The organism is Janthinobacterium agaricidamnosum (assembly GCF_003667705.1).
Taxonomy (GTDB): Bacteria; Pseudomonadota; Gammaproteobacteria; order Burkholderiales; family Burkholderiaceae_D; genus Janthinobacterium.
The window spans coordinates 5,843,087-5,862,329 of sequence record NZ_CP033019.1 but is presented as its reverse complement, the minus strand read 5'-3'; the positions used below and the strand labels follow the sequence as shown (position 1 = coordinate 5,862,329).

Here is a 19,243-nt window from a genome sequence, read left to right as displayed (position 1 = left end):
TTTGAATGCGTTTAAGTGTTGGGATGCTGCGCCGGCCAGTTGGGCAAGCCGGTGAAATCGAGATACGCGGCCGCCGCTTCCGCGCTGGGCTGCGCCAGGCGCGGCACCCTGCCCAGCAGCGGCGCCGGGATGCGCTCGATCAGCGCATCGATATTTTCGTCGAGGAAGCGCATTTCCACTTCCAGTGTGTTGGCGACCCAGCCGATCACCGTCAGGCCGCGCGCCTCGATGGCTTCCACCGTCAGCAAGGCCTGGCTGATGCAGCCCAGACGCATGCCGACCACGAGGATCACGGGCAGGTCGAGCTGCTGCGCCAGGTCGGCCGAATCGAAACCGGGCGACAGCGGCACGCGGAAACCGCCCACGCCTTCGACCACGACGGCGTCCGACGCGGCGGCGATTTCCAGGTAGGCGGCCAGGATCGGTACGGACTCGATGCTCACGCCTTCGAGCGCGGCGGCGATGTGCGGCGCGGCCGGTTCCTTCAGCATATACGGCGTGGTGATATTGCGCAGCATGGTGACGTTGCCGGCGGCGATCAGGCTGTCGGCGTCTTCATTATGCAGTTCGCCGTCGCGCATCTCGGCGCCGGCGGCCACGGGCTTCATGCCGCAGGCGCGCACGCCGCGCGCCACCAGCGCGTGCAGCAGGGCTGACGAGGTCAGGGTCTTGCCGATTTCCGTGTCGGTGCCGGTGACGAAACAGGCAAAGCGCGATGGCAGACCGATAGTGGCCGGTGCCGGCTGCACGGCCGGCGCCAGGTCCGCCAGCACTTCCGCCACGATAGGGTCATCAAGGCTCATGGCGAGTCCTTTCCAAGGTGTTGACTGCGTTGATCAATTGCGCCACTTCCTGCGCCGTATGGCCGGCCGACAGGGTTACGCGCAGGCGCGCCGTGCCGGCAGGGACGGTGGGCGGGCGGATGGCGCCGACCCACAGGCCTTGCTGGTACAGATTCGCGGCGACGGCCAGCATGTCCGCATTCTCGCCGATGATGACGGGCTGGATGGCGGAGAGCGACGGCAAGGCTTGCCAGCGCTGCAGCTGCAAGCCCTCGTTCCATTGCGCCACCAGCACGGCCAGGTGCATCCGGCGTTGTTTTCCTTCTTCACCGGCGATGATGTCCAGGCTGGCCAGCAGCGCATGCGCAAGCGCGGGCGCGGCTGCCGTGGTGAAGATGTAGGGGCGCGCCTTCTGGATCAGCGTTTCGATCACGGCTTCATGCGCGCAAACGAAGGCGCCGCCCACGCCAGCCGATTTGCCCAGCGTGCCGACGTACACGAGGTAGGGCGAATGCAGGCCGAAGTGTTCCAGGGCGCCGCGGCCATTGGCTCCCAGCGCGCCGAAGCCGTGCGCATCGTCGACCACCAGCCAGGCACCGTATTGCTCGCACAGGGCCAGCAGCGCGGGCAGCGGCGCCAGGTCGCCATCCATGCTGAAGACGCTGTCCGTGACGACGATTTTCGTTTTGGCTTTGCTTTCCGCCAGCAGGAGCGCCAGGGCATCGAGGTCCGCATGCGGATACACGCGCGTCTTGACGCGTGCCAGGCGCGTGCCGTCGATCAGCGAAGCGTGGTTCAGCGCTTCCGAGAAGATCTCCGCGTCCGGATCGCCCGCCGCCAGGGCGGTGAGCACAGCCAGGTTGGCCATGTAGCCGGTGCAGAAATACAGTGCGCGCGCCTGTTCCAGGTTGGTGCCGACAAACGCGGCCAGGCGTTCCTCCAGCTGCGCGTGGGCGCGGCTGTGGCCACTGATCAGGTGCGACGCGCCGCTGCCGGCGCCATACAGGTCGGCGCCCTCTTTCAGGGCATCGACGATGCGCGGATGCGCAGCCAGGCCCAGGTAGTCATTGCTGCAAAAGGCCAGCATGTCGCGGCCATCGACCGTCAGGCGCGGCGCGCACGGCGTGTCGACGGTGCGGCGGCGGCGGATCAGGCTGCGCTCTTCCAGCCCCTGCAACTGCTGCTTCAAGCGCGTGAGCAGTTCCATCTCAGGCTCCGATCACTTTGTTGAAGACGGCCAGCGTCTGCTGGCCCAGGCCCGCGATTTCTGTGTCGTCGAGGATGTACGGCGGCATCAGGTAGACGGTGGAGCCGATGGGGCGCATCAGCAGTTCGTGTTCCAGCGCCGTGCTGAAGAAGCGGCGCGAAAAGTCGGGCGCCGCGTCTACCGCATCGAAGGCCCAGATCATGCCCTGCTGGCGGAAGTGTTTTACGCGCTCGTGCTGCGCCAGCGGCGCCAGGGCGCGCGTGATCCTGGCGGCGCGTTTTTGATTGGCCGCCAGCACGTCGTCTTCCTCGAAAATCGACAGGGTTGCCAGCGCCGCGCGGCAGGCCAGCGGGTTGCCCGTGTACGAGTGCGAATGCAAAAAACCGCGGCGCACGTCGGTGCTGTAGAACGCCTGATAAATATCTTCGCGCGTCATCACGAGGGACAGCGGCAAATAGCCGCCGCTGATGCCCTTGGACAGGCAGACGAAATCGGGCCAGATGCCGGCCTGTTCGCACGCAAAGAAGGTGCCCGTGCGGCCGCAGCCGACGGCGATTTCGTCGAGGATCAAATGGACTTGATAGCGGTCGCACAGGGCGCGCACGAGCGACAGGTACAGCGGGTCGTGCATGGCCATGCCGGTGGCGCACTGCACCAGCGGCTCGATGATGATGGCGGCGATTCTTTCGGACTTTTCCTGGAACAGCCGTTCCACGTCGGCCGCGGCGCGGCGCGCCACGTCCTGCGCCGATTCGTTGTCTGCCGCCTGGCGGAAGTCGGGCGACATCACCGTCTGCGAGGCACGCAGCAGGGGGCCGTAGGCATCCTTGAACAGGGCGACATCGGTGACGGCCAGCGCGCCGATGGTTTCGCCGTGGTAGCTGCCTTTCAGGCAGACGAATTCCTGTTTTTCACCCTTGCCGCTGTTGCGCCAGGCATGAAAACTCATTTTCAGGGCGATTTCCACGGCCGAGGCGCCATCGGACGCATAAAAACTGTGACCGAGCACGCCATTGGTGAGCGCGGAGAGCTTTTCCGACAGCTCGATCACCGGTTCATGCGTGAAACCGGCCAGCATCGCGTGTTCCAGGCGGTCCAGTTGATCCTTCAGTTCCGCATTGATGCGCGGGTTGGCATGGCCGAACAGGTTCACCCACCAGGAGCTGATGGCGTCCAGGTAGCGTCGGCCTTCGTGGTCATACAGCCAGGCGCCGCGGCCATGGCTGACGGGGATGAGGGGAACCGTCTCGTGATGCTGCATTTGCGTGCACGGATGCCACACGCTGCGCAGACTGCGTTCGACCCAGCCCGATTGTTTTTCTGCTTTCAAAACTGCTCCAATGATTTTCTTAGTCCATGAGCTTTGGACTATTAACTAGCCCATGAGCCAACCCGGCTTGCGCTTGTCTAGGAAGGATTGCACGCCTTCGCGTCCCTGCTCCGAGGCGCGGATCTGCGCGATGCGCTCGGCGGTGTCCGCCAACAGCGCGTCGTCGACCGGCTTGCCGGCGATCTCGCGCACCAGCGTTTTCGCTTGCGCCACGGCGTGCGGGCTGTTGCCCGTCAGGGCTTTCAGTACCTCGGCGGTTTTCGCGTCCAGCGCGCTTGCCTCGACTACCTCGTGGGCAAAGCCGATGCGCAGCGCTTCCTGGGCGGAGAATCGCTCCGCCGTCAGGAAATAGCGGCGTGCCGCGTTTTCGCCCATGGCCTTGATGACATACGGTGAAATAGTGGCCGGGATCAGTCCCAGCCGCACTTCGCTCAGGCAGAAATGCACGTCTTCCGCAACCAGAATGATATCGCATGCGGCGACGAGGCCCATGCCGCCCGCATAGCAGTCGCCCTGGATCTTCGCCACCACGGGTTTCGGACACAGGTAAATCGTGCGCAGCATCTGCGCCAGCTGCAGCGCGTCGGCCTGGTTTTCGGCATGCGTATAGCCGGCCATCTTCTTCATCCAGTTCAGGTCCGCGCCGGCGCAGAAGGCGGCGCCGTTCGCGGCCAGCACGATGGCGCGCACCATGTCGCTGCGCCCCAGCCCCTCGAAGGCGCGCGCCAGTTCGGCGATCGTCGTCTCGTTGAAGGCATTGCGCACGTCCGGGCGGTTCAGGGTCACGGTGGCGACATTGCCTTCGATGACCAGCTTTAAGGTTTCAAATTCCATGCTTTTCTCTCCCTTACATGCGGAATACGCCGAACTTCGTGTCCGGGATTTCCGCGTTCAAGGCGGCCGACAGGCCCAGGCCCAGCACCATGCGGGTATCGGCCGGGTCGATCACGCCATCGTCCCACAGGCGCGCGGTGGCGTAATACGGGTGGCCCTGGTGTTCGTATTGATCCTTGATCGGCTGCTTGAAGGCCGCTTCCTCGTCCGCGCTCCATGCGCCGCCCTTGCCCTCGATGCCGTCGCGCTTGACGGTCGCCAGCACGGAGGCCGCCTGGTCGCCGCCCATGACGGAAATGCGCGCATTCGGCCACATCCACATGAAACGGGGAGAGAACGCGCGGCCGCACATGCCGTAATTGCCGGCGCCGAAGCTGCCGCCGATGATCACCGTGAATTTCGGCACGGCGGCCGTGGCCACGGCCGTCACCATCTTGGCGCCATTGCGGGCGATGCCCTCGTTTTCGTATTTGCGGCCCACCATGAAGCCCGTGATGTTTTGCAGGAAGACGAGCGGGATCTTGCGCTGGCAGCACAACTCGATGAAATGCGTGCCTTTCAGGGCCGATTCCGAGAACAGGATGCCGTTGTTGGCGATGATGCCGACCTTGACGCCATAGATGTGCGCGAAGCCGCAGATCAGGGTGGTGCCGTAGCGGGCCTTGAATTCGTCGAAGTCGCTGCCGTCGACGATGCGCGCGATCACCTCGCGCACGTCGAACGGTTTGCGCGTATCGACGGGGATCACGCCATACAGTTCCTGCGTCGGGTATTTGGGTTCGACGGACTCGCGCAGCGCCATCTGCTGCGGTTTTTTACGGTTCAGGTTCGAGACGATGGTGCGCGCCAGCGACAGCGCATGCAGATCGTTCTGCGCCAGGTGGTCGACCACGCCGGACAGGCGCGTATGCACGTCGCCGCCGCCCAGGTCTTCCGCCGTCACCACTTCGCCGGTGGCAGCCTTCACCAGCGGCGGGCCGCCGAGGAAGATCGTGCCCTGCTCCTTGACGATGATCGATTCGTCGCTCATGGCCGGCACGTATGCGCCGCCCGCCGTGCAAGAACCCATCACGACGGCGATTTGCGGGATGCCCTTGGCGGACAGATTCGCCTGGTTATAGAAAATGCGGCCGAAATGGTCGCGGTCGGGGAAGACGTCGTCCTGGTTCGGCAGGTTGGCACCGCCCGAATCGACCAGGTAGATGCACGGCAGGTTGTTCTGGTCGGCGATTTCCTGGGCGCGCAAATGCTTTTTCACCGTCATCGGGTAGTAGGTGCCGCCCTTGACGGTAGCGTCGTTACACACGATGACGCATTCCTGGCCCGAGACGCGGCCGATGCCCGTGATGATGCCGGCGCTAGGGGCCGCATCGACGCCCTTGGCGTCCTGGTACATGGCGTAGGCCGCCATCTGGGAAAACTCGAGGAAGGGTGTGCCGGGATCGAGCAGCATCTGGACTCTGTCGCGCGGCAGCAGTTTTCCCCGCGCCAGGTGCTTGGCGGCTGCCGCCTCGCCGCCGCCGGCCGCGATTTTCTCGACCTTGTCGCGCAGATCGTCGACGATGGCTTGCATGGCCGCGGCATTGGCCTTGAAATCTTCACTGCGCGGATTGAGTTTGCTTTCGATGTGCGGCATTGCGGTTCCTTTTTATGATCGCCCGGTCTCTCGGGTCGCGCTATTCGGGAAAACTGCCGTCGAGATAAAACCAGCGCAGGGCACCACCGCCCTCGCCCGCCTCGCGCACGAAGCGGCTTACCTCATGCAGGCGGTGCGCGCGGCCGTTGACCTTGTAGCGGGCCACGAATTCGACGGTATCGCGGTGTATCTCTTCGGCTTGATCTGCTGATTCTGCTTTACGTTGACGTAAACGTAAAGCAGATTTTACCTCAAGTCCCAGCCAGTGGACTTTTTCTTCTTCGGCAAATAAAGCGTCGGCCGGACGGGTGCTGGCGTGCCAGGTGGCGCGCAGATACGCTTCGTCGCGCAAGGTGAACGCCGTGTAGCGCGAACGCATCAGGGCTTCGGCCGTGGGCGGCAAGGCGTCGCCCGCAATATACGGGCCGCAGCAGCTGGCGTAGGAGGCGCCGCCGCAGGGGCAGGCGGACAATTTCGAGGGTGTGGACATGCGTTGGCAGACAGGGAACAGGAAAGTTCCGCAATTATCCGCCATATCGGCAGCGGCGCGTGCGCGCCGCCCTGGCCGGCTATTGTTTCGGGCTGAGGAAGTCCAGCGCGAACGGCGGCGCCTTGCCGGCCATGAGATCGGCGAGGATGCGCGCCGTGCCGGCGGCAAAGGTAAAGCCCAGCGGGCCATGGCCCACGTTGAGCCACAAATTGCCAACTTTGCTGGCGCCCACCAGCGGCGCGCTGTTCGGGGTGGCGGGGCGCAGGCCGGCCCAAGCCGTGGCCTGGTCGTAGTCGGCGCCGCGCGGCATGGCTTCGCGCGCCAGCCGCGTCAGGCCGGCGATGCGGTTCCAGTCGATGCTGTTGTCGGCGCCCACCATGTCGACCATGGCGGCCACGCGCAGGTCGCCGCCTATGCGCGCATACAGCACCTTGCGCTCGAAATCCGTGATGCTGATCTCGGGCGCCCGGTCCTGCGCGCGGATGGGCGCCGTCAGGCTGTAGCCTTTCAGCGGGTACAGGGGCAGGTAGACGCCGGCCGTGGCGGCCAGGTCGCGGCTCTGGATGCCGGCCGCCAGCACGTAATGGTCCGCTTGCAGCAGGCCCAGGCTGGTGTCGACGCCCGTGATCCTGCCCTTGTGCGTGACGAGACGGCGCGCCTCGCCTTTTAACAGGAGCGAACAGTTCGGATGCTGCAATAAACGCGCTTCCAGGGCCAGGCAAAAGGCGTGGCAATCGGCCACTGCCTCGCCCTCGGTAAAGATGCCGCCCGCCAGCGCGCCTTGCAAGGCGGCCAGCGCCGGTTCGCGTTGTACGGCTTCAAGCGGCGACAAGACGATGCGCGCCTCTTCCGATTCGGGCCGCGCCACGGCCCGCTGGAAGATGGCGGGCGAACGGTAGACGATGAGTTTGCCCGCATCGCGCCAGGCATACGCCTCGGGAGGTACGGTCAACTCCAGCTGCGCCATGCCGGCGCGGCTCCATTCCCCCAGCTGCAGCAGCTTGGCCGTCGTGCGGGCATTGCTGGCTGCATTGCAATTGCGCAGGAAACTGGCCAGCCAGCGCCATTGGCGCCAGTCCGCCTCGGGACGGAAGCGCAGCGGGCCATCCTTCTGCAGCAGCCATTGCAGGGCTTTGAAGGGCACGCCCGCGTCCGCCAGCGGTGCCACATAGCGATAGCTGAGCTGGCCGCCATTGCGGTAGCTGGCGGCGATCGCCACCTGTTCATTGCGTTCCAGTACTGTGACCTTGTAGCCGGCCTCGGCCAGCCACCAGGCCGATGTCAGACCGACGACGCCGCCGCCGATGATGATGACGTGTTGCTGCATGTTGCCTCGCTGCGTTGCGCTCCCATGGTGCGGGAGCATTCGATGAGAGCTTAGAGGCTGGCCATCACGGGAGCCAATGAAACATCATGGTGCAGCCATAACTTTCAGGAATGCACTGTTTTTGTGCAAATTATTCATTATTGCCAATCGCACCACGATACAAGGTCGTGAGTATCAATTCCTCGCTGCGCCCCATGGCGGAATACGCGCCCGGATAACGCTCGGGATCGCTGCCCGTACCGCCCACCAGCATCACCATGCCATTCTTGTGCTTGAAATCGAGCACGAAGGCGGAGACGAGGCCATACGCGTCGCCCAGGTGGCCCACGGCGGAGAAGCTGGCGCCCTCGACCAGGCCGTTGCCCTGCCCCGCCACGGCATCGAACTGCTGGTTGCCCAGGCCCCAGGCGCGGTACAAGCCCCGTTCGCTGTTGCCATTGCTGCTGTCCTGCGCCAGCTGCCATTGGCGGCCAAACATCAAGGCGATGGTGGCTGGCTGCAATAGTTGTTTGCCCTCATGGCGGCCGCCGTCGAGCAGCATCTGCATGACGGTGCCCAGTCCCGCGGCGGAGATGCGCAAGCCGCCCGTGGGACTAAAGACGGTGGCGTTGCTGCCGATCACATAACGCGCGATGCCGGCAGGCGGATGCTGGTCAAAATCGTCGGCTTGCGCGATCCATGGTCCCTGCGGCCGCCACTCTTCCGTCTCCAGCGTGCGCTTGCGGTACAGGGTGGCTGTGTCCGCCAGCTCTGCCTGAGAGAATGCCGCCGGATGGTAGCCGCCGCGCAACTGCAGGGGATCGAGCAGCAGGCGCCGCATCAGCAAGTCGAAGCGCTCGCCCGTGACTTGCTCCATCACCGTGCCGATCACGCCCCAGTTCAGGTTGGAATACGTAAAGTAGCGGCCGGGTGCCGCGCTGGAATCCCACATCGCGTCGCCGCCGGCCGTAAACACGTCACGCAGGCTGCGTTCCGGCCCCCAGGCATAGCCGCCCGCGTCGCGCAGCGAGGAAGTGTGACTGAGCAGGCTGCGCAAGGTCACGGGCCGCTGGGGAAAGTGCGGGTTGCGCAGGGAAAAGCCTAAATAAATGCCCACGTCCTGGTCCAGGCTCAGCTTGCCCTGCTCGAGCAAGCGCATCAGGCCCAGGGTCGTCATCATCTTCGAGACGGAAGCGATGCGGAACAGGGTGTCCGGCGTCACGGGCAAGCTGTCAGCCGGCGTGGCGCCGATGTGCCGGTAGCCAAATTGTTGCTGATACGACACCTTACCATTACGGATGGCCAGCACGGACAGGCTGGCCAACGGGTGGGTAGCATCGTCGACGATGGCGGACAGGGCTGCATCGAGCGCAGGCTGCTGGTCCTTGCCGCTGCCGGGCGGGGCGGCCAACGCGCTCCAGGTTGTGCCCAGCAGCAGCAAGCCCAGCAAACCCGTCATTTTATTGTGCATGTTTCCCTGTGTCGCGATGTGGTGGAGGCATCGCCAGCATAGGGCGGGATCGTTTCCCAGGCTAATGAAAATTGCTTATTTATCTATAATGCAAAGCTATACGTACGGTAAAACATTGTTTTTTTAAATGTATAACCGTTATTTATGGTCATTTTCCATTTATTCATGGGTGGACGGGCTACGCGCAAGCGCCATCGCTATTACACTAGGAGGACAAGGAGAACTGTATGAGCCAGACCAGCGTAGAACTCAAGGTCGATTTAAATGACAATTCGCCTTTATATATGCAGATCGCCCGCAAGCTGAGCGATGACGTACGCAACGGCCGCTACCAGGTAGACCAGGCCCTGCCATCCGAACGTACCCTGTCCGAACTGCTCGACGTATCGCGCGTGACTGCCCGCAAGGCCATCGACCAGCTCGTCGAGCAAGGTCTCGTCGTGCGCCGCCGTGGTTCGGGCAACTATATTGCCCCGCGCATCGAGCAGCCGCTGTCGAACCTGTCGAGCTTTTCCGAGCAGCTGCAGCAGCGCGGCTACCGTCCCGGCTCGCGCTGGCTCAAGCGCGAAGTCGTCATCGCCAGCAGCGACGAGCAGCTGAGCCTGGGCCTGGCGCAAAACACGAAAGTGGCGCGCCTGGAGCGCCTGCGCCTGGCCGACGACGTGGTGATGGCGTATGAAGTGAGCGTGCTGCCCTTCAGCGTGGTGCCGGACCCGGCCGCCATGGGCGACTCGCTGTATGAATACTTGAGCAGCATCAAGAAGGCGCCCGTGCGCGCCTTGCAGCACATCCGCGCCATGAATGCGACGGACGTGCTGGCCAAGCAGCTGGGCATCCCTGATGGCCAGGCCGTGCTGTTCATCACGCGTATCGCCTACCTGGAAACGGGCGAGGCGGTGGAACTGACGCATTCGTATTGCCGTAGCGACCATTACGACTTCGTGGCCGAGATGCGCCGCGCGCCGTAAGAAGGCGGCCGCCACGATCCGCGTGCACCCATAGACTCCCGTTATGCCCGCCCGCCATCCTTTCATGGCTGATCTTGCTCGTTGGTATTAAACTGGTTTCACCTTCAACCATGTTCTGAAATCATGTTGAAAACTGAAACCCCGAGCCGGCGGCATCCGGATCTGGACTTGTATCCGGTGGAACAACTGGTGGCGGCGTTGGTCGACGACCAGTTCTGGGCCGTCGAAGCCGTGCGGCTGGCCTCGCCGCAAATCGGGGCCGCCATCGCGGCCGCCCTGCCCCGCATCGCGGCCGGCGGACGCTTGCTGTACGTGGGCGCTGGCACGTCGGGACGTCTGGGCGTGCTCGACAGCGTTGAATTGACGCCCACGTTTTCCTGGCCGCCCGAGCGGGCCGTCGCCATTCTGGCCGGCGGCGCGGGCGCCATGTTCACGGCCGTGGAGGGGGCGGAAGATGATGTACAGCAAGGCGAACGCGATGTGCTGGCCCTGTTGCCGCAAGAAAATGATGTCGTGATCCTGCTGGCCGCCTCCGGCGCCACGCCGTACGTGCTGGGCGCCCTGCTGGCCGCGCGCAAGGCGGGCGCCTTGACGATAGGCATTGCCAACAATGTGGACGCCCCCGTGGCGCACGAGGCACAATGCGGTATCGTGCTCGACACAGGCACGGAAGTCATTTCCGGCAGCACGCGTTTGAAAGCGGGTACGGCGCAGAAAATCACCCTGAACACGATTTCCAGCGCCCTGATGGTCGGTTTGCACAAAACTTACGGAAACTTGATGGTAGACTTGAAGCCGACCAACGCCAAGCTGATCTGGCGGGCCGTGCGTCTGACCATGCATGCCACCGGCGCCAGCGAGGTGCAGGCCAGGACCGTGCTGGAGCAATGCCACTATCACGTCAAGGTGGCGATTGTTGCCTTGATCAAAAAAATCAACACAAACCAGGCACAGGCATTGTTGGCCGGCGCAGGCGGCAGTGTGCGGGCGGCACTGGCGGCGTGATCCGATGGCGCGGCATTCTTCTGTCTGGGAGACCAAGAAGGATGTATGGAGCTAGTGAAACAACCCGTCCCGGTGCGCACCAATAAGCCGTGGCTGTGGATCCCTTCCCTGTATTTCGGCCAGGGTATCCCCTACGTAGTGGTCATGACCTTGTCCGTGATCATGTACAAGAATTACGGCTTTTCCAATACGGATATCGCGCTGTACACAAGCTGGCTGTACTTGCCTTGGGTCATCAAGCCCTTGTGGTCGCCCTTCATCGATATGTACCGCACCAAGCGCTTCTGGATCGTCGGCTTGCAGCTGGTGATCGGCGCCGCGCTGGCGCTGGTGGCCCTGACGACGTCGCTGCCCCATTTCTTCCAGATCAGCCTGGCCATCTTCTGGCTGATGGCCTTCAGTTCCGCCACGCATGATATCGCCGCCGACGGCTTTTATATGCTGGGCCTGGAAGAGCACCAGCAGGCGGCCTTCGTGGGCGTGCGCAGCACGTTTTATCGCCTGGCCATGATTGCGGGCCAGGGCGGCCTCGTGTATCTGGCCGGCTATCTGACGCATGCGACGGGCAATGTGCAGCTGGCCTGGTCCGTCGTGTTCGCCATCCTGGCGGGCCTGTTCATCGCCCTCTTCCTGTACCACTATTTCATTTTGCCCAAGCCTAAAGATGACCGGCCCAGCATCCAGGGCGCCGGCATTTCTCCGCTGCAAGAGTTCATCGCCACCTTTGCGGCCTTCTTCAAGAAGAAGGATATTGTCGTCATCCTTGGCTTCTTGCTGCTGTTCCGCCTCGGCGAAGCGCAATTGCTCAAATTGGCCGCGCCCTTCCTGCTCGACCCTGTCGCCAAGGGCGGCCTGGGCCTCACGACGGAACAGGTGGGCCTCGTCTACGGCACCATCGGCGTGATCGCCCTGACCCTGGGCGGCTTGCTGGGAGGCTTCATCATTTCCCGCTTCGGCTTGAAACGCTGCCTGTGGATCATGGTGCTGTCCGTGCACTTGCCCGACCTGGTGTTTGTGTACCTGGCCAGCGCCTTGCCCAGCAACATTTATGTGATCGCCGGTGGCATTGCGTTGGAGCAATTCGGTTACGGCTTTGGTTTCGCCTCGTATATGTTGTACATGATCATGGTGTCCGATGGCGCGCATAAAACGGCCCATTACGCCATTTGCACGGGCTTCATGGCACTGGGCATGATGTTGCCGGGCATGGCCAGCGGCTGGATCCAGCAAATGCTCGGTTACCAGCACTTCTTCATCTGGGTGTGCATCGCCACGATTCCCGCTTTCATCATGGCCGCGCTGGTCAAGATCGATCCCGAATTCGGCAAGAAGGCCGAGGCCTGATTCTTTTGAACGGTGCGCCCGCATGGATGGCGGGCGCACAGTAAAATGCCCGCACCGATAGACCTGCGCTTCACCACTGCAAGGAATTGTTTTGTTGTCTACTTTTAAAAAACGCCTGAGTGCCACGGCCGGCGTGCTGGCCGCCTTGGCCACCGCCACATTGCTCAGCAGCTGTACCAGCACCAAAATGCCGTCCGCAGTGACGCCAGGCGAAGCGGGCTTGCCGGCCGTGCCGCCCGTGCAGCACATCACGGGCGAAGTGCCGCCGCCGGCGCCGCGCGAATTCCGCGCCGCCTGGGTCTCGACGGTGGCCAATATCGACTGGCCCAGCCGCAGCAATTTGCCTGTCGCCAAGCAGCAAGCCGAAGCGATCGCCATCCTCGACCGCGCCAAGTCCTTGAATCTGAACGCGATTGTGCTGCAGGTGCGCCCCAGCGCCGACACGATTTACCCGTCGCAACTGGAGCCATGGTCGGAATACCTGACAGGCAAGCAAGGCCAGCCGCCATTGCCCATGTATGACCCGCTGGCCTTCTGGGTGGCCCAGGCGCATGCGCGCGGCCTGGAATTGCACGCCTGGTTCAACCCGTACCGGGCCCGTCACGCCACGGCCAAGTCGCCGCTGGCGCGCGACAGTTTCGCGTCCACCAACCCGGCATCCGTCAAGCAATACGGCCGCTATCTGTGGATGGACCCGGGCGATGCGGCCGCCTCGAAGCATACGACGGACGTGGTGCTGGACGTGGTGCGCCGCTACGACATCGATGGCGTGCACATCGACGACTACTTTTATCCGTATCCGATCGACGCGCCTGGCGCCGGCGCGGGAGCCGAGACGGCCGCGCTGGACGCGGGCAATGGCGGCGCCAAGCGCGAACTGCCATTTCCCGATGAGCCTTCCTGGCAGCAATATCTGCTGGCCGGCGGCCAGCTGGACCGCGCTTCCTGGCGTCGCCAGAACGTCAACCAGCTGATCGAAGCCTTGTATACCGGCATCCACCGCGAAAAGAGCTGGGTGCGTTTCGGCATCAGCCCGTTTGGCATAGGCCGTCCCGACCGCCGCCCTGCCGGCATCGTCGGCTTCAGCCAGTACGATAAATTGTATGCGGATGCGGAACTGTGGCTGGCCAAGGGCTGGCTCGATTATCTGTCGCCGCAGCTGTACTGGCCCGTGGCGCAGGCGCCGCAAGCGTTTGGCGTGCTGCTCGACTACTGGCTGGCGCAAAATCCGTATGGCCGCCACGTGTGGCCGGGCCTGTACACGAGTCGCATCGACAATTCCGCCAAGTCCTTCACGCCGCAAGAGATCATCAAGCAGATCGAAGTGACGCGCACGCGCCCCGGCGCGAATGGACAAGTGCATTTCAGCATGGTGCCCCTGATGCAGAACCGCAAAGGTGTTAGCGAGCAACTCAAGGCGAGTGTGTATCAAAGCCCGGCCCTGATCCCCGCCACGCCATGGCTGGGCAAGGAAGCGCCGGGCACGCCGGTGCTGGCTTTGCGCCGCGATTCCAGCAGCCTGAACGTCAAATTGACGTCGGGCGGCGGCAAACCCGTGGCGCAATACGCCATCTGGGCCCGCTATGGCGAAGACTGGCGCTTCACCGTGGTCACTGGCGTGCAGGCTGAACTGACCCTGGTCGACGATGCCATCGGTAAAGTCAATGCGGTGGTGGTCAGCGCCGTGGACCGCCTCGGCAATGAAAGCCCTCGCGTCACCGTGCGCGCACCGTTTACGGGCCCCGCCAAGTAATTGCTGACCGTTCACCGCTAGTCCATAACCTGCAGGCATGAAACATGCGCAAGCTTTCATGCCTGCAAGCTCCGCTTGGCTTTACACTCATGCCATGATTTCCGTCCCTGCAACCAATACTGATACTGCCGTGCTCGGGCTGGGCATCGACGCGGGCGGCACGCAGACGCGCTGGGCGCTGGCTACCGGCGACGGCGCCATCGTGGCCGACGGCGCCGTGGAAGGCTTGTCTGCCTTGCAAATGAGCAGCGATGCGGGCCGCGCCGCCGTGCATGCCACGTTTGCAATATTGTGCAAGCAAGTGCTGGCCGTCGGCCAACCGCGCGCCGTGGTGGCGGGTTTGACGGGTTTTGGCGGCGACGGTGTTGCGCTGGCGCAAACGCTCGCCACCTTGCTGGCGCTGGATGCCGGCGACGTCAGCATCGGCAACGATATCGACATCGCTTATCGCGACAGTTTTGAACCTGGCGAAGGTTATCTGGTCTACGCTGGCACGGGTTCGATCGCCGCCTGGATCGATGCGGATGGCGGCTTTCACCGCGCCGGCGGGCGCGGCGTGCTGCTCGACGATGGCGGCGGCGGCTACTGGATCGCGCGCGAAGCCTTGCGCCACATCTGGCGCCGCGAAGACGAGGCGCCCGGCAGCTGGCACAGCTCGCCCATGGCCGAAGCCGTGTTTGCGCAACTGGGCGGCAGCGACTGGTCGCTGTCGCGCGCCTTCATGTATGGCCAGGATCGGGGCGCCATCGGCCGGCTGGCGCTGGCCGTGGCCGCCAGTGCGGATGCCGACCCGCTGGCGCTGGACATCTTGCAGCGCGCGGGACAGGAACTGGCGCGATTGGCGCTGGCGCTGACGGCGCGCTACGGCCCCCGTCCCGTGGTGCTGGCCGGGCGCGCGGCGCAATTGCACCCGGCCATCGCGGCTGCCATGCGCGCCGCTTTGCCTGTATCGTTGATGATGGAGCAAAAAGTTGCCCGTTCGCATGAGGCCGCGGCCAAGCTGGCGGCCAGGACGGCGAGCCAGCGTATTGTCAAGTACTGACTATTTTATTAACCCGAACACGGATCTTTCATGAAAAAAATCGCCCTCGCCCTGCTGGTGGCACTGCTTTCCGCGTGTACCACGCCCGCGCCGCACCTCGACCATAGCTTGACGGCGCGCAGCCAGAGCCCGCGCGTGAAATTCATCGTCATCCATTACACGGTCAGCGACCTGCCCCGTTCGATCAAGATCCTGACGGAACAAGTAGTCAGCAGCCATTATTTGCTGACGGACACGGATAAGCCGAAGTTTTACGTGCTGGTCGACGAATCGCGCCAGGCCAATCACGCGGGTGTGAGTAACTGGAAGACATATACACAGTTAAATGTCAGCTCGATCGGCATCGAGATCGTCAACCCTGGCTACAAGGACACGCCGGAAGGCCGCCTCTGGTATCCATTCCCGCAGGCACAGATCGATGAACTCATTCCGCTGTTGAAAGATATCCAGGCCCGCTACAACATCGCGCCGGAAAATATCCTGGGCCACAACGAAATCGCCCCGCAACGCAAGCAGGACCCGGGTCCGCTGTTTCCATGGCGCCAGCTGGCCGATGCGGGCCTGATCGTCTGGCCCGATGCCAACCGCGTGGCCGCGCAGCGCCTCATTTTTGAGCAGCAAGTGCCGGACGCCGTCTGGTTCCAGAAAAAGCTGGCCCAGCACGGCTATGCGACGCCAAATACGGGCATATTCGATGAAGCGACGCGCAATGTGCTGATCGCCTTCCAGATGAAGTACCGCAATACGCGCTTTGACGGCATGCCCGATGGTGAGACGGCGGCCCTGCTGGAAGTGCTGACGACACCGGCCACAGCTGTTGCAACAAAGTAGCATGGCCGTTCCAGCCCATGACTTTTTCTTATATGCTGAACATTACGGCCCAGGCGGCCACGGCAAGGTAAAGGAATAGCTCATGCGGCTGCGTCATATCGAAGTGTTTCACGCCATCATGCAAGTTGGCACCATCAGCGGCGCCGCCCAGGTCCTGCATATCTCGCAGCCGGCTGTGACCAAGGTCTTGCAGCATTGCGAGTTGCAACTGGGCATGCCGCTGTTCGAGCGCGTGCGGGGCAAGCTGTACCCGAAGCCCGAGGCGCACCGTTTGTTTGTCGAGACGGAAAAGCTCAACCGCGATTTATTGGGCATCCGCCGTCTGGCGGCCAGCCTGAAGGGCCACGCGGTGGAAACCATCCGTTTGGTGTCCACGCCGACGCTTGCCATCAGCGTCTTGCCGTTTGCCATGACGGAGTGGCGGCGCGACTTTCCTCACACGCGTTGCCAACTGGCTACCCACCACACGGGCGAGATTGTCAATACCCTGCGCCTCGGTGAAGCGGACCTGGCCGTATCGCTGCAAGACCCGCGCCATCCGGGCATCGTGGCCGAACCGATCGCGCAGGGCGTCATGACGGTCATCGCCCCGTCCGGCACCTGGCATGCGGCCGATTGCGGCACACCGTTGACGGCGCATGGCCTGAACGGCGAGCTGATCGGCCATGCGGACAACGATCCGCTGGGCGAACTGGTGGTGGCCGCCTGCGAGGCGCAGGATATCCATCCCGTGTTTTCCACCGTGGTGCAGACGTATCAAATCGCCCGTTCCCTGGTGGAAGCGGGCGCCGGCATGGCCGTGGTCGACCCGTTTACGGCGGCGTCCGGCTCGCCCGAGCGGCTGCAGCGCCGTCCTTGGGCGCCCACCATTCCGATCCAACTGTATTTATTGACGGCGAGCCACTCGCCGCTGTCGCATGGCGCGCGGCGCCTGGCCGACAGCATTGGCGTGGCGGCGCGCAACTGCCTGGAAAGAGGAGTCTGATGTCTGTTGCAAGTTTGCAATTGGAAGCGGTCGGCAGCGACCCGCAATTTCGCCACCTGAGCAGCATCGCCGGCATTGCCGTCGACTTGCGCTATGCCACGCCCGACAATTTCGTCGGCCGCGACTTATACAGCCCCATCGATTGCGCCTGGCTGCACCGCGATGCGGCCGCCGCGCTGGAGCAGGCCGTGGCCTGGCTGGCCGCGCATCGCCCCGATCATCATCTCTTGGTGCTTGACGCGCTGCGCCCGCAGCGGGTGCAGCAGCAATTGTGGGATGCGCTGCAGGGAACGGAGTTGCTGGGCTACATCGCCGAGCCGTCGCGCGGCTCCATCCACTCGTTCGGCATGGCACTCGACATCACCATCGTCGGCCCGGATGGGCAGGAACTGGACATGGGCACGGGTTTTGACGACCTGAGTGAGCGCTCGCATCCGGCGCTGGAGCTGGTGTTGCTGGAGAAGGGGGAAATTACGGAGGAGCAAGTGGCACACCGCCGTTTGTTGCGCGACGCCATGTTCCAGGCGGGCTTCTTCGGCATCAACAGCGAGTGGTGGCATTTCGATTGCGGCGACCGGGTGCTGGTGCGCCAGACCTACACCCGGGTACTCTGATTAGAAGACTTTCAGGCCCTTCAGCATCACGATCAGGATCAGCACGGGCGAGACAAAGCGCAGCAGGAACAGCAGCACATGCGCCAGGGTTTGATTTTGCAACTGGCCATGATTGCTGATCGCCTCGATGAAATGCTGCTTGCCCCAGGCCCAGCCTGTAAACAAGGCAATGGCGATGCCGCCCACGGGCAGGAAGATATTCGACGAAACGAAGTCGAACAAATCAAACATATTCAAATTGAATAGCTTGAAGTCCGCCAGGGTGCTGTTACTCAGCGCGCACACGGAACCGAGCACGGCCAGCAGCAGCATGGTCACGATGGTGGACTTGGTGCGCGTCCAGCCGAAGCGTTCATGGAAAATCACCACGGGCACTTCCATCAGCGACAGCATCGCCCCCGTGGCAGCCACGGCGGCCAGGATGAAGAACACCACCATCAGCACTTGTCCCATGGGAATTTGCGAAAACACGGCCGGAATCGTGATGAACACCAGCGACGGTCCCGCGCTGGGGGCGAAACCAAACGTGAACACGGCGGGGAAGATGGCGATGCCGGCCAGCATCGATACGCCGAGGTCGGCCGCCATCACGCGTAAAGTCGTGACGGGGATATTCTGGTCATCGCGGAAATAGCTGCCGTAGGTCATCATCGTACCCATGCCGACGGATAATTTAAAGAAGGCTAGGCCCATGGCCGTCAGCACGACGGAAGCCGTCAGCTTGGAAAAATCAGGGCGGAACAGGAAAGCCAAGCCTTCGCCCGCCTTATCGAGCGACAGGCTCACCGCGCACAGCAACAGTAACAGCAGGAACAGCAGCGGCATCAGCTTCTTGGCGATCGCCTCGATGCCCTTGGTCACGCCCAGCATCAATATGCCGCCGATAAACAGCAGCACGCCCCATTGCCAGAACAGCGATTGCAAAGGATTGCTGATCAGCGAGGCGAAGGCCGCTTCCGTCACCAGTTTGTCGCTGCTCAAGATGGAGCCGTCGATGGCCTTGGCGATGTACGCAAATACCCAGCCCACGACTTCCGAATAAAACGCGACGATCAGGAAGGCGGCGACCATGCCGATAAAGCCGACCAGCCACCAGGGCTTGCCCTTCGGTGCCAGCTGTTCCATGGTGGAGATGGGATTGACTTTGGCGCGGCGCCCCAGGGTGATTTCCGCGATCATCACGGGCAGGCCTACCAATAAGGTAGCGAGCAGATAGATGAGCAGGAAGCCGGCGCCGCCATTGGCGCCTGTCAGATAGGGGAATTTCCAGATATTGCCGAGACCGACTGCGGAACCGAGGGTGGCGGCGAGCACGCCGAAGCCAGTGGTAAAGCCAGCTCGTTTCAGGGTCAGGCCTGATCCTTGAGCTTGTTGTTTCATGGTGAATCTTCTATGGTTCTATATATAGACAAGCGCCGTTTGGCGCGGAGGGGGCGAAATTGTAGCAGTTGGCCGCAAAAGCCCCGGAAAAGCCTTGCTTCCGCTGGGGCGCTTTGCTATAGTTCGCCTCCCCAATGAGACGCAGTCAAATGCGGCACTTGAGGATCACCGGAAACGGCGATGAGCAGGAAAAGAAGGAGTTGACGGATGTAGTGAAATGCTTCATACTCTTCCTTCTTCGCAGCTGACAAACACAACGCTTTGT

General features: G+C 63.0%; 17 protein-coding genes. 8 read left to right on the top strand and 9 right to left on the bottom strand.

Features of this window, described 5'->3' with window-relative positions:
* Positions 1-11 precede the first annotated feature (11 nt).
* The 8 genes from bioD to D9M09_RS26380 all read right to left on the bottom strand — a co-directional run bounded on the left by bioD (position 12) and on the right by D9M09_RS26380 (position 9,056).
* A complete protein-coding gene (bioD, locus tag D9M09_RS26415; RefSeq protein ID WP_070312654.1) occupies positions 12-803 on the bottom strand; it encodes a dethiobiotin synthase in 792 nt (263 codons plus the stop codon).
* Positions 793-1,989 (bottom strand): 8-amino-7-oxononanoate synthase, encoded by a 1,197-nt coding sequence (bioF, locus tag D9M09_RS26410; RefSeq protein WP_121670738.1) that lies wholly within the window; start codon positions 1,987-1,989, stop codon positions 793-795. Before bioF ends, bioD begins: the two co-directional genes overlap by 11 nt.
* Before the next feature lies 1 nt (position 1,990).
* The gene (gene bioA, locus D9M09_RS26405) at positions 1,991-3,319 is read right to left on the bottom strand and encodes an adenosylmethionine--8-amino-7-oxononanoate transaminase (protein ID WP_121670737.1); all 1,329 of its coding nucleotides are present in this window, start codon (positions 3,317-3,319) and stop codon (positions 1,991-1,993) included.
* A gap of 45 nt (positions 3,320-3,364) precedes the next feature.
* The gene (locus D9M09_RS26400) at positions 3,365-4,153 is read right to left on the bottom strand and encodes an enoyl-CoA hydratase/isomerase family protein (protein WP_121670736.1); all 789 of its coding nucleotides are present in this window, start codon (positions 4,151-4,153) and stop codon (positions 3,365-3,367) included.
* 13 nt (positions 4,154-4,166) lie between these two features.
* Positions 4,167-5,789 (bottom strand): carboxyl transferase domain-containing protein, encoded by a 1,623-nt coding sequence (locus tag D9M09_RS26395; RefSeq protein ID WP_070312650.1) that lies wholly within the window; start codon positions 5,787-5,789, stop codon positions 4,167-4,169.
* Between the two features lie 40 nt (positions 5,790-5,829).
* Positions 5,830-6,279: a YchJ family protein gene (locus tag D9M09_RS26390; RefSeq protein WP_070312649.1), complete on the bottom strand. Its 450-nt coding sequence runs from the start codon at positions 6,277-6,279 to the stop codon at positions 5,830-5,832.
* 79 nt (positions 6,280-6,358) lie between these two features.
* Complete coding sequence (locus tag D9M09_RS26385; RefSeq protein ID WP_121670735.1) at positions 6,359-7,645, bottom strand: D-amino acid dehydrogenase; 1,287 nt, start codon at positions 7,643-7,645, stop codon at positions 6,359-6,361.
* Between the two features lie 91 nt (positions 7,646-7,736).
* On the bottom strand, positions 7,737-9,056 hold the full coding sequence (locus tag D9M09_RS26380) for a serine hydrolase domain-containing protein (RefSeq protein WP_121670734.1): 1,320 nt from the start codon (positions 9,054-9,056) through the stop codon (positions 7,737-7,739).
* A gap of 227 nt (positions 9,057-9,283) precedes the next feature.
* Between D9M09_RS26380 and D9M09_RS26375 the strand changes: the two genes are divergently transcribed.
* The 8 genes from D9M09_RS26375 to D9M09_RS26340 all read left to right on the top strand — a co-directional run bounded on the left by D9M09_RS26375 (position 9,284) and on the right by D9M09_RS26340 (position 17,598).
* Positions 9,284-10,024: a GntR family transcriptional regulator gene (locus tag D9M09_RS26375; RefSeq protein ID WP_035823211.1), complete on the top strand. Its 741-nt coding sequence runs from the start codon at positions 9,284-9,286 to the stop codon at positions 10,022-10,024.
* Between the two features lie 123 nt (positions 10,025-10,147).
* On the top strand, positions 10,148-11,029 hold the full coding sequence (locus tag D9M09_RS26370; protein ID WP_070223161.1) for an N-acetylmuramic acid 6-phosphate etherase: 882 nt from the start codon (positions 10,148-10,150) through the stop codon (positions 11,027-11,029).
* A 45-nt stretch (positions 11,030-11,074) separates the two neighbouring features.
* Positions 11,075-12,373 carry an MFS transporter gene (locus tag D9M09_RS26365; protein ID WP_121670733.1) on the top strand — a complete coding sequence of 433 codons (1,299 nt, stop codon included), beginning with the start codon at positions 11,075-11,077 and terminating at the stop codon, positions 12,371-12,373.
* A gap of 91 nt (positions 12,374-12,464) precedes the next feature.
* Positions 12,465-14,126, top strand: coding sequence for a glycoside hydrolase family 10 protein (locus D9M09_RS26360; protein ID WP_121670732.1), 1,662 nt, complete (start codon positions 12,465-12,467; stop codon positions 14,124-14,126).
* Between the two features lie 94 nt (positions 14,127-14,220).
* Positions 14,221-15,168 carry a BadF/BadG/BcrA/BcrD ATPase family protein gene (locus D9M09_RS26355; RefSeq protein WP_240453487.1) on the top strand — a complete coding sequence of 316 codons (948 nt, stop codon included), beginning with the start codon at positions 14,221-14,223 and terminating at the stop codon, positions 15,166-15,168.
* A gap of 30 nt (positions 15,169-15,198) precedes the next feature.
* Positions 15,199-15,999 (top strand): N-acetylmuramoyl-L-alanine amidase, encoded by an 801-nt coding sequence (locus D9M09_RS26350; RefSeq protein ID WP_121670730.1) that lies wholly within the window; start codon positions 15,199-15,201, stop codon positions 15,997-15,999.
* Between the two features lie 82 nt (positions 16,000-16,081).
* On the top strand, positions 16,082-16,984 hold the full coding sequence (locus D9M09_RS26345; protein ID WP_070223151.1) for a LysR family transcriptional regulator: 903 nt from the start codon (positions 16,082-16,084) through the stop codon (positions 16,982-16,984).
* On the top strand, positions 16,984-17,598 hold the full coding sequence (locus tag D9M09_RS26340; protein ID WP_121670729.1) for a M15 family metallopeptidase: 615 nt from the start codon (positions 16,984-16,986) through the stop codon (positions 17,596-17,598). The genes D9M09_RS26345 and D9M09_RS26340 overlap by 1 nt, the downstream gene beginning before the upstream one ends.
* Here the strand turns inward: D9M09_RS26340 and D9M09_RS26335 are convergent, their stop codons facing one another.
* Positions 17,599-18,978: a sodium-dependent transporter gene (locus D9M09_RS26335; protein ID WP_070223147.1), complete on the bottom strand. Its 1,380-nt coding sequence runs from the start codon at positions 18,976-18,978 to the stop codon at positions 17,599-17,601. It lies immediately after the preceding gene.
* Between the last annotated feature and the right edge of the window lie 265 nt (positions 18,979-19,243).